This window comes from Chitinophaga hostae, assembly GCF_018224885.1.
In the GTDB taxonomy this organism is placed as follows: Bacteria; Bacteroidota; Bacteroidia; order Chitinophagales; family Chitinophagaceae; genus Chitinophaga; species Chitinophaga hostae.
In genome coordinates this window covers 1-9,314 of sequence record NZ_JAGTXB010000040.1, presented here as the reverse complement: position 1 = coordinate 9,314, position 9,314 = coordinate 1, and the positions used below count along the sequence as shown (strand labels likewise).

The 9,314-nt window shown below is 47.8% G+C and carries 8 protein-coding genes; 6 read left to right on the top strand and 2 right to left on the bottom strand.

All coding sequences use genetic code 11. From position 1 onward, the window contains the following. Positions 1-23: 23 nt before the first annotated feature. Both KE626_RS34360 and KE626_RS34355 read right to left on the bottom strand, forming a co-directional pair. Positions 24-365: a YciI family protein gene (locus KE626_RS34360; RefSeq protein WP_211977669.1), complete on the bottom strand. Its 342-nt coding sequence runs from the start codon at positions 363-365 to the stop codon at positions 24-26. A gap of 123 nt (positions 366-488) precedes the next feature. Beyond that, complete coding sequence (locus KE626_RS34355; protein WP_211977667.1) at positions 489-1,067, bottom strand: TMEM175 family protein; 579 nt, start codon at positions 1,065-1,067, stop codon at positions 489-491. Between the two features lie 216 nt (positions 1,068-1,283). Here KE626_RS34355 and KE626_RS34350 point away from each other — a divergent pair, with 216 nt between their 5' ends. From KE626_RS34350 to KE626_RS34325, 6 genes are all read left to right on the top strand, one after another. Further along, positions 1,284-1,883 (top strand): RNA polymerase sigma factor, encoded by a 600-nt coding sequence (locus KE626_RS34350; RefSeq protein WP_211977665.1) that lies wholly within the window; start codon positions 1,284-1,286, stop codon positions 1,881-1,883. Positions 1,884-1,988: 105 nt separating this feature from the next. Continuing rightward, complete coding sequence (locus KE626_RS34345; RefSeq protein ID WP_211977663.1) at positions 1,989-2,429, top strand: MauE/DoxX family redox-associated membrane protein; 441 nt, start codon at positions 1,989-1,991, stop codon at positions 2,427-2,429. Beyond that, on the top strand, positions 2,426-2,725 hold the full coding sequence (locus KE626_RS34340) for a hypothetical protein (protein WP_211977661.1): 300 nt from the start codon (positions 2,426-2,428) through the stop codon (positions 2,723-2,725). The genes KE626_RS34345 and KE626_RS34340 overlap by 4 nt, the downstream gene beginning before the upstream one ends. A gap of 75 nt (positions 2,726-2,800) precedes the next feature. Continuing rightward, positions 2,801-3,991 (top strand): FecR family protein, encoded by a 1,191-nt coding sequence (locus tag KE626_RS34335; protein ID WP_211977659.1) that lies wholly within the window; start codon positions 2,801-2,803, stop codon positions 3,989-3,991. 204 nt (positions 3,992-4,195) lie between these two features. Further along, the gene (locus KE626_RS34330) at positions 4,196-7,507 is read left to right on the top strand and encodes a TonB-dependent receptor (RefSeq protein WP_211977657.1); all 3,312 of its coding nucleotides are present in this window, start codon (positions 4,196-4,198) and stop codon (positions 7,505-7,507) included. Between the two features lie 19 nt (positions 7,508-7,526). Beyond that, the coding region (locus KE626_RS34325; RefSeq protein ID WP_211977655.1) for a RagB/SusD family nutrient uptake outer membrane protein at positions 7,527-9,314 on the top strand (1,788 nt) is incomplete at its 3' end.

Sequence of the window (9,314 nt, the reverse complement as noted above, 5' to 3'; positions counted from 1 at the left end):
TGGGATTTTGTCGTGAAAAGAAATTACATCGCATTGATCTCCCGCACTTCCACATTACCGCCTACTTCCAAAACAGGGCATCCTTTGGCCAGTTCAGCTGCCTCATCGAGGGAAGCCGCTTTTACAATAGAATAACCACCGAGCGATTCCTTGAGTTCCGTATAAGGCCCGTCGGTCACTACCTGGTTAGGCTTTACTACTTTACCGGTTGGATATAAACGGTTGCCACGGTCGCCCAGTTTGTTCTGTGCCGCAATACTGCCGATCCAGTCCATCCACCGCTGGGTGTTGGCTTGCATTTCTTCAGGAGAACGGTTGGCCATTATGCTGGCATCTACTCTGTACACAAAGAGAAAATCTTTCATAGTCGTAAGTTTTAACTGTTATAAAGCTTCATAACAACCGAATATTTGCATCATGGACACTTTTGATGTATTTTATTTTTCTATTAGTGTATTGTTATTGGAAATTAATTACTTGCTGCAGCATTATTCTTCCAGTATCCGTGCAATGTTGTTGTCCGGGATAAACCAGAGCACAGCCACCAGGAAGATCAGCACGCCCGAAATAGCGGTATTAACAAAGGTCATCCCGATGGCTACCAGGTAGATAGTAACAGAGATGATAGCTTTGCGTTGTTGCCGTCCAAGGGCGGCCATCATCTCGGGAGAATAAGGATTGGATTTCACGATGGTTTGCTGAAGAATGGCAAAAGCGCCACCCACCAGCATCAGGAACAACGCATAAACAATAACGGTATGTGCGGCAAAATGATTTTCTCCCATCCAGGCGGTAGCGAAAGGAATGAGCGACAGCCAGAACAACAAATGAGCGTTGGCCCATATAATAGCCGGTGTTACCTTTTTCACAGTATGTAACAGGTGATGGTGGTTACCCCAGTAGATAGCTACATATATAAAGCTCAGCATATAGCTGAGCGCCACCGGGTACAGCGGCATCAGATCCCGCCATTCGGCGCTGTGCGGTGTTTTTATTTCGAGGACCATGATGGTAATGATGATGGCAATTACACCATCGCTAAAGGCTTCCAGCCGGCTTTTGTTCATAGAGAAGTGTGTTGAAAAAATAAATATAAAGAAAAAATTGTTGGCTGCATGTGGCGTAATAGTCAACCATATGCCCTTTTTTATCATTGCAGAAGCCAATATCGTATTAGAATTTGCTCATTGATCTGTAGTCCTCCTCTGCAGAATGACTTAATTTGATCTCTCAACACCAAAGTCGTTCCGCAAAAAAATACGCTTGCCTAAGCACTGTAATTCATGAATGTAACAGGTACTATTAATGAGGATATCTACGCCATGCGCCTGCAACAGGGCGATGAGCTGGCCTTTCGTTATGTGATGGAACGCTATTTTCCTGTCATCACGCTTTTTGCAAGAAGATTTATCAGCAACCATGCCGTAGCGGAAGATGTAGCAGAAGAAACTTTTATAAAACTCTGGCATCATCATGAACGGGTGACCAGTTTCCAATCGCTGAAAGCATTCCTGTATATCACGGCAAAAAATGCCTGTCTGAATGAACTGAGAAAAGAAAAGAACCAGCAATACCGGCACCAGGTATATGAAGCCAACATCGACAGGGAAGAAGATTTTATTGCCAACGAAATCATCCGGGCAGAAGTGAAAGCCGAAATTCTCAGAACAGTGAACAGCCTGCCCGGTAAAATGAAACGGGTATTTGAGCTGAGTTACCTGGAAGGGCTGCCCAACCGCGAAATCGCCAAAGCGTTGCAGATCTCCGTTAATACTGTTAAAGGCCAGAAAGCCCGCGCCCTGGAACTGGTAAAGGAAAAATTACAGGGCCGCGATATTCTCCCATTTGCCTTACTCTTACTCGCCGCTATGCGCAAGGATTAGCTGCGTATCCTTCTCTTTTTATTAAATATTTTTTCAAAAAAAAATAACCCGGCTAACCCAAAATGATTTGGGCGGTGTATCTATTACATCAATCGGTTATTCCACATGAAAACAAAGGCGATTGTCCAGGAAGCGCTGGTATGCTTACTCATCTTATTATTTGTTTACGCCAGTCTGAGCAAACTGCTGGACTTCCACGAATACCGGAAGCAGCTCTATAACCAGGCTTTCCCGGCAATGTTCAAGCCGGTGCTGCTATGGGCGATACCGGTGAGTGAGCTGGTACTGACGTTGTTGCTGATCTTACAGGTTACCAGAACATGGGCATTGTATGGTTCGTTGTTGTTGCTGTTGTTGTTTACCGGGTACATCATGTTAGTGAAGCTGAATTTCTACCACCGTGTTCCCTGTTCCTGCGGGGGCGTGCTGCGGTCGCTGAACTGGACACAGCACCTCGTTTTTAATTTGTGTTTTATGGCCGTTACGGTCGGGGCCATCCTGTTGCGGAGAAAAACTTTTAATCACCTGAAAATAGTAAAATCATGAAACAGTTAAAAAGGATAATGATAGCTGCCGTGCTGGTATTGGGCACTGCAGGGGCTATCTTCTCCGCACATGCATCCCGGGCAGCCAGGGTAGGGCCTTCGCTGTTGAAAACATTTGGCCCCAAAGAAATATATACGGGCTTCCTGGTAACAGCTGCCGACCAGGATCTCTCTCATTATTCTTACATACCACCGCCAAATGAAGGTGAATGCACCGCCAGCGACTACGTATGTACGTATGAGTTATTTGGTACGGAGATCCGTACCTATAACCAGGGAAATCGTTTTGGTCAATAACCATTTAACCAGCTGCGCGGTGTGCTGCCCGGTAAACGGGCGTTAAAGGGCAGCCACTGCCGGCTATTATTTTCTATGGAAGAAAAAGACGTACAACGGTTATTATATATGGCCGGGCTGATCCACCGGCAGCGCTCCGGTGAACTGACTGCAGCCGAGCAGGACATCCTGGAAGAGTGGCTCGCCGCCAGCGAAAGCAACCGGCAGCTGTTAGAAGAGCTCAGCAGCGATACCGCGGAAGCAATGACACTGGAGGAAGTGGAGCAGGAAAACTGGCAGCCGTCGTTTGACCGCGTATATAACGCTATCGCACAAACGAAACCGCCATCACGCACCCGGTCCATTGCCTGGAGCAGGGCAGCGGCTGTACTTTTACTGGTAGCAGCCGGTGCGCTGGCGTTTTTTATTTTTAGAAAAAGTAAAACACCACCGGTAGTGGCCGTTCAGCATAAAAGCGATGTGGCGCCCGGCGGCCGTAAGGCGGTACTGACATTAGCCAACGGATCCACCATTGTGCTCGATGATGCACAAACAGGCGTAGTGGCCAGCCAGGGTAAAACCGTGATAAAAAAATCAGGCAACGGTCAGCTGGTATACGATGCCTCCCTCGCAGGCGGTGATGCTACCGCCTTTAACACCATCAGCACGCCCAAAGGCGGCGAATACCAGGTGGTTCTTCCGGATGGCTCACATGTATGGCTCAATGCCGCTTCCTCTATCCGTTTCCCGGCGGCCTTTTCCGGCAGCTCACGCAAAGTGGACATCACCGGCGAAGCGTATTTTGAAGTAGTCAGCAACGCCTCCGCACCTTTCCTGGTAACCAGCGGCAACCATCGGGTAGAAGTACTGGGAACAGGGTTTAATATACAATCTTATCATAACGACGTCAATATCACCACCACATTGCTCCAGGGCAGCATACGCGTATCCGCCGGCACGCAAACCAGGATCTTAAAACCCGGACAGCAAACAAAAGTCAACCAGGATAACAACAACACCATTCAACTGATCAACGACGCCGATACAGAAGAAGCACTCGCCTGGCGGAACGGCAAATTTATTTTCAACGATGCCGACCTCCCGGCAGTAGTCCGGCAACTGGAACGCTGGTACGACGTAACCATAGACTATAAAGGCCTGAGCGGCTACCGGTTCAACGGGGAAATCCCAAGAACGGCCCATCTTTCCAAAGTATTAAAAATGATGGAACTCACCAGTAATATCCACTATAAAATAAGCGACAGGAATATCTATATGACAAGATAAGAGAAACAGAAAAAGCCAAAAAAACCGGAAGCGCTGGTACGCTGCCGGTGAATGTCAGGCTAAACGGGACTTCGTATCATCAAAATCCTTCAACCTTAACATCGCAAATGTATGAATTTTACCATTCATCGCAAGGATCCTCTGCGCCTGTACAAATTGATAGCGGGGAACTGCTTTATCAACCATTCCAAAGTTTCGCGGGTTATGAAATTAACTGCTTTATTATTAACGGCTATTTGCCTGCAATCCAGTGCCACCGGCTACTCCCAGCAGGTAACTTTATCAGAGAAGAATGCGCCGCTTAAAAAAGTGCTGCAGCAGATCAGCAAACAAAGCGGCTACACTTTTTTTTATGATGCACGCTACTTCAATGATACCCGGCGGATCAGTCTCGATGTGACCAACACCCCGCTGGAAAAAGTGCTAACAGAATGTTTTACCGGGCAGCCATTTACCTACGAGGTACTGGACCGCACCATCATTGTTAAAAGAAGACCGGAAAATGAAAATAACCCCACCTCCGTTTTAAGTTGGGTATTATCCGGCAAGGTCACGAATGAAAAAGAGGAAGTACTGCCCGGCGCTACCATCAAGGTACTGGGCACCAGCAAAGGAGCAGTCACCGACGTATTCGGTAAATTCCTGGTAGAAATAGGCAACGAGAATGATTCATTGTCGGTTACCTTTATCGGGTACAAAACACAGGTGATACATCCCGGCGCCGCTAAAAGCATCACCATTAAGCTACTTCCCGACCTGGAAAACCAGAAATTGAACGACGTAGTGATCGTGGGTTTTGGTAAACAGAAAAAAGTATCCGTTACCGGCGCGGTATCTACCGTTAAAGTAAGCGAAGTACAGCAATCTGCCACCGCCTCCTTGTCAAACGCCATCGGCGGCAGGTTACCAGGTATCATAACCCGGCAGTCTTCCGGAGAACCCGGCTATGATGCCGCCAGCGTATTTATCCGTGGCTTCAGCACCATCAACGGAAGCAGAACACCGCTCATCCTGGTAGATGGTATAGAACGGGATATGAACAACCTGAACGTACAGGAAATAGAAAGCTTTTCTGTGCTGAAAGATGCCTCCGCTACCGCAGTATATGGTATCCGCGGCGCTAACGGCGTAATTCTGATCAATACCAAACGAGGCGTGGAAGGCCGTCCCCGGGTATCTTTCCGTACAGAAACCGCCCGGCTGACAGCCTTGCGCCTGCCTGAATATATCAACAGCTACGAATACGGACTGCTCTGTAATGAAGCCATGGCCAATGTAGGGAAGCCCGCCTTTTTTACACAGGAAGAACTGCAGAAATTTAAAGACCAGTCAGATCCCTATCTCTATCCCGATGTAGACTGGATCAACACCACTTTAAAAAAGAATACCCTTCAAACCATCAACAACCTGAGCCTGACAGGCGGTAATCAAACCTTCCGCTATTATACCAATGTTGGCTTTACGCTGGTAGACGGCATTTACAGGGAAGACCCTACCGTGCCCTATAAAACCAACAGCAGCATGAAGCGCTACAATTTCAGATCTAATGTGGATGTAAACATCACCAAAAACCTGAAAATGGACCTGAGCTTAGGCGGCATCATTCAAAACTCCAATTACCCGGGCGCCTCTGCAGGAGCCATTTTCGAATACCTGCGCTGGACGCCTAATAACGCTTTCCCGGTAAAAAATCCCAATGGATCTGTGCCGGCGAAAAACGGCTTCCTCAACAGGAGTCCCTATGTAGTGAGCACACAAACCGGTTATGAAAAACAGTTCAGGAATAATATCCAGAGCTCCCTCGGTACCACCTGGGATCTTTCTTCCCTGGTTACACAGGGGCTGTCGCTCAGAGGATTGTTTGCCTACGACTTTTATAACTTCATGCGGAATACCCGTTTCAAAGTACCGGCTACCTTCCAGTACCTCGGTAAAGACGCGAACGGCGTTGATAAATACGCACCGATTGGCGGAGAACAGGCGCTGAGCTATGGTACCGGTTACGACGCCAACAGGGCATCTTACCTGGAGCTGTCGGCCAACTACGACCGTGCATTTGGGAAACATCGTGTGGGAGGACTGATCCTTGGTAACCGCCGCGAATATGTAAATCTCTCCGCAGGTACTTCTATCGGTAATATACCCTTCAGACGACAGGGGCTGGCCAGCCGTGTTACCTATGATTACGACAGCAGGTATTTACTGGAATTCAATGGCGGCTACAACGGATCAGAAAATTTTCCCAAAGGGAAAAGATATGGATTCTTCCCCTCCGGCGCAGTGGGCTGGGTGGTATCCAATGAAAACTTCTGGAATAAAAACGTTGTCAGCTCCCTGAAGTTAAGAGGCTCCTACGGAAAAGTAGGAAATGACCAGATCGGGGGTGACCGGTTCCTGTTCCAGAGCACCATTAATAAAAATGCGCCTGCCAGTTATTTGTTTGGCGAAAACCAGACCTACCAAACCGGTACCTTCCAGGAAAGCCTCATAGGCAATCCGAACGTAACCTGGGAAGTGGCTACCAAAGCCAATGTTGGGGTAGATCTTGAATTGCTCAACGGGAAAATTACACTCACGGTAGACGCCTTTAAAGAACGCAGAAGCGGTATCCTGATCCGTCGCGGACAAATACCGATTTCCGCCGGTTACCCGGGCGATATCATTCCCTATGCCAACCTGGGCATAGTAAATAACAAAGGCATGGATGGCAGCCTGGAAATAAAGAACCGGACAAAATCAGGTTTTTATTATTCCTTCCAGGCCAATTTTACCTATGCACATAATATTATCATAGAAGATGATTCACCGGTAAGACCGCTTGCTTACCAGAACAGCAGGGGACAAAGCATTGACCGGCCTTACGGCTATGAAGCCATTGGTCTTTTTAAAGACCAGGAAGACATTGATAAAAGCCCTTCACAAACTACACTGCAGGCAATTATCCGCCCCGGTGATATCAAATACAAAGACCTCAACGGCGATGGCGTTATCAATGCCAATGACCAAACCTATTTCGGATTTCCCCGTAACCCTGAACTGATGTTTGGATTTGGCGGTACGGTGGCATGGAAGGGCATTGACATGAGTATATTTTTTACCGGTGCTACCAGAACAAACCTGTTCCTGCAGGGCCGCTCCACCTTTGCCTTCCTGGATGGGGTAGACAGCTACAATGTAATGCGTGAATACTACGATAACCGCTGGAAACCGGGCGCCGACAATACCAATGCAAAGTATCCTTCTGTTATTGATCTGAAAAGCACCAATAACTATATCACCAATACCCTGTACATGAAAAATGGAAATTACCTGCGGCTGAAATCAGCTGAAATAGGATACTCCTTTAACCAGGCTTTGATGAAACGGATAGGTATCGCCGGCATCCGTGCCTTTGTAAACGGTACCAACCTGGCTATCTGGGATCATATTAAAGTGGTGAACCCGGAGAATGATAACGGAGAAGGTACTTATCCTCTCCAAAGCAGTATCAATATTGGTGCACAGGTAAATTTTTAACAGCAGTAAAACGAATAGCATGAAAGCAACTATCAATTCCCTGGTACTTCTGTTACTGATCCTGACAGCGGTGTCCTGCAGAAAAGATTTTCTCGATAAAGCGCCGGATGATGACCTCACCATTGACCAGGTATTTGCCAATAGAGATTATGCCAGTAATTTTCTCACAAATGTATATGCGCAAATGCCGCAGGAAGCGATATGGCCGGACAATGCGCAAAACCCCTATCACGGCGCCGCTGATGAGCTGAAGCAATATTACGCGATATCTTTTTGCAACAGTATGACCTCCGGCGCCTGGGATGCCAATTCTACGGTGATCAATCCATGGGCCAGGAACTTTGGCGGTTTACGTAAGGCGAATATTTTCATAGAGAATATTGATAAAGTGCCGTTGGATCAGCTTTATACGCAGGCGGCAAGAAACCGGCAAAAAGGAGAAGCCATATTTCTGCGGGCGTTTTTTCATTTCCTGATGGTAAGAGTATACGGTCCTATTCCCATCGCCGACAGCACGCTTACGCTGGATGCTAACTTCAAGGCGCTCCGCCGGCAGCCGCTGGAAAAGTGTGTGGCTTATATCGTATCACAGTGCGACCAGGCAGCCGCATTATTGCCTGCACGCATTACAGAAGGCACAGAGTATGGCCGCGTGCCCAGATCTGCTGCACTGGCGCTGAAAGCAAGGGTGCTGTTGTATATGGCCAGCCCGCTGTTTAACGGCAATCCGGATTATACCGGCGTCAAAGACAATGAAGGCAACCGCCTGTTTCCCGATTACCAGGCTTCGCGCTGGCAGGCTGCAGCAGATGCCGCTAAAAGTTGTATAGATCAGACAGAAGCTGCCGGATATGGTTTATATACCGCTGCCAATAATGATCCGGTAAGAAATTACCAGGAACTGTTTTATGTCAACAATAACAAAGAAGTACTTTTTGCCTATAACGAAGGGAACTATGACGGGCTGGATGTGTACAGTGAACCGCTGAGTCTTTCGGGCTTTTCCCTGAATGCACCTACCCAGGATATCGTAGACCAGTATGAAATGGCGAATGGATTGCGCCCCATCACCGGTTATACCGCCGATCATTCGCCCATTGTCAATCCGTTGTCGGGCTACACAGAAACCGGTTTTACGGATGTGGCCGGACCCAACAACCTGTATGTAGCCGGCACCAGCAACATGTATGTAAACCGCGAACCCCGCTTTTATGCCAGCATCAATTATTCCGGCGCAGTATGGAAAACGAGAACCGGCGGACTGGAATTCTGGTTCAAGGGCGCTGATGGAAAAGGTGTAGCCGGTGGAGGTAACTACAGCGCTACCGGGTATATGCTGAAAAAATTATCAGATCCCAATTTTGTGTGGAGACCGGTGGAGAAAACTACACTGCGCACCTGGATCTTTTTCCGCCTGGGCGAACAATACCTGAATTATGCCGAAGCATTGAATGAAGCACAGGGACCGGTGACGGATGTATACAAGTACATTAACCTGATCAGGGCCCGCGCGGGCTTACCAGGGCTGCCTGCCGGGTTAAGCAAAGAGGAGATGAGGGAAAGGGTGCATCATGAAAGACAAATAGAGCTGGCTTTTGAATCACAGCGCTACTTTGATAATCATCGCTGGAAGATGTCGGAAACCATTGACAACGGTAACATTTATGGCATGAGCATTTTTCAGGGCCAGTCGAAAACCGATCCTGCATTTTTTAAAAGAGTGCCGGTGGAGCGCAGGGTTTTTCAGAAGAAACATTACCTGTGGCCTATGCTGAAAACGGAAACAGATAAGAATCCTAACCTGGTA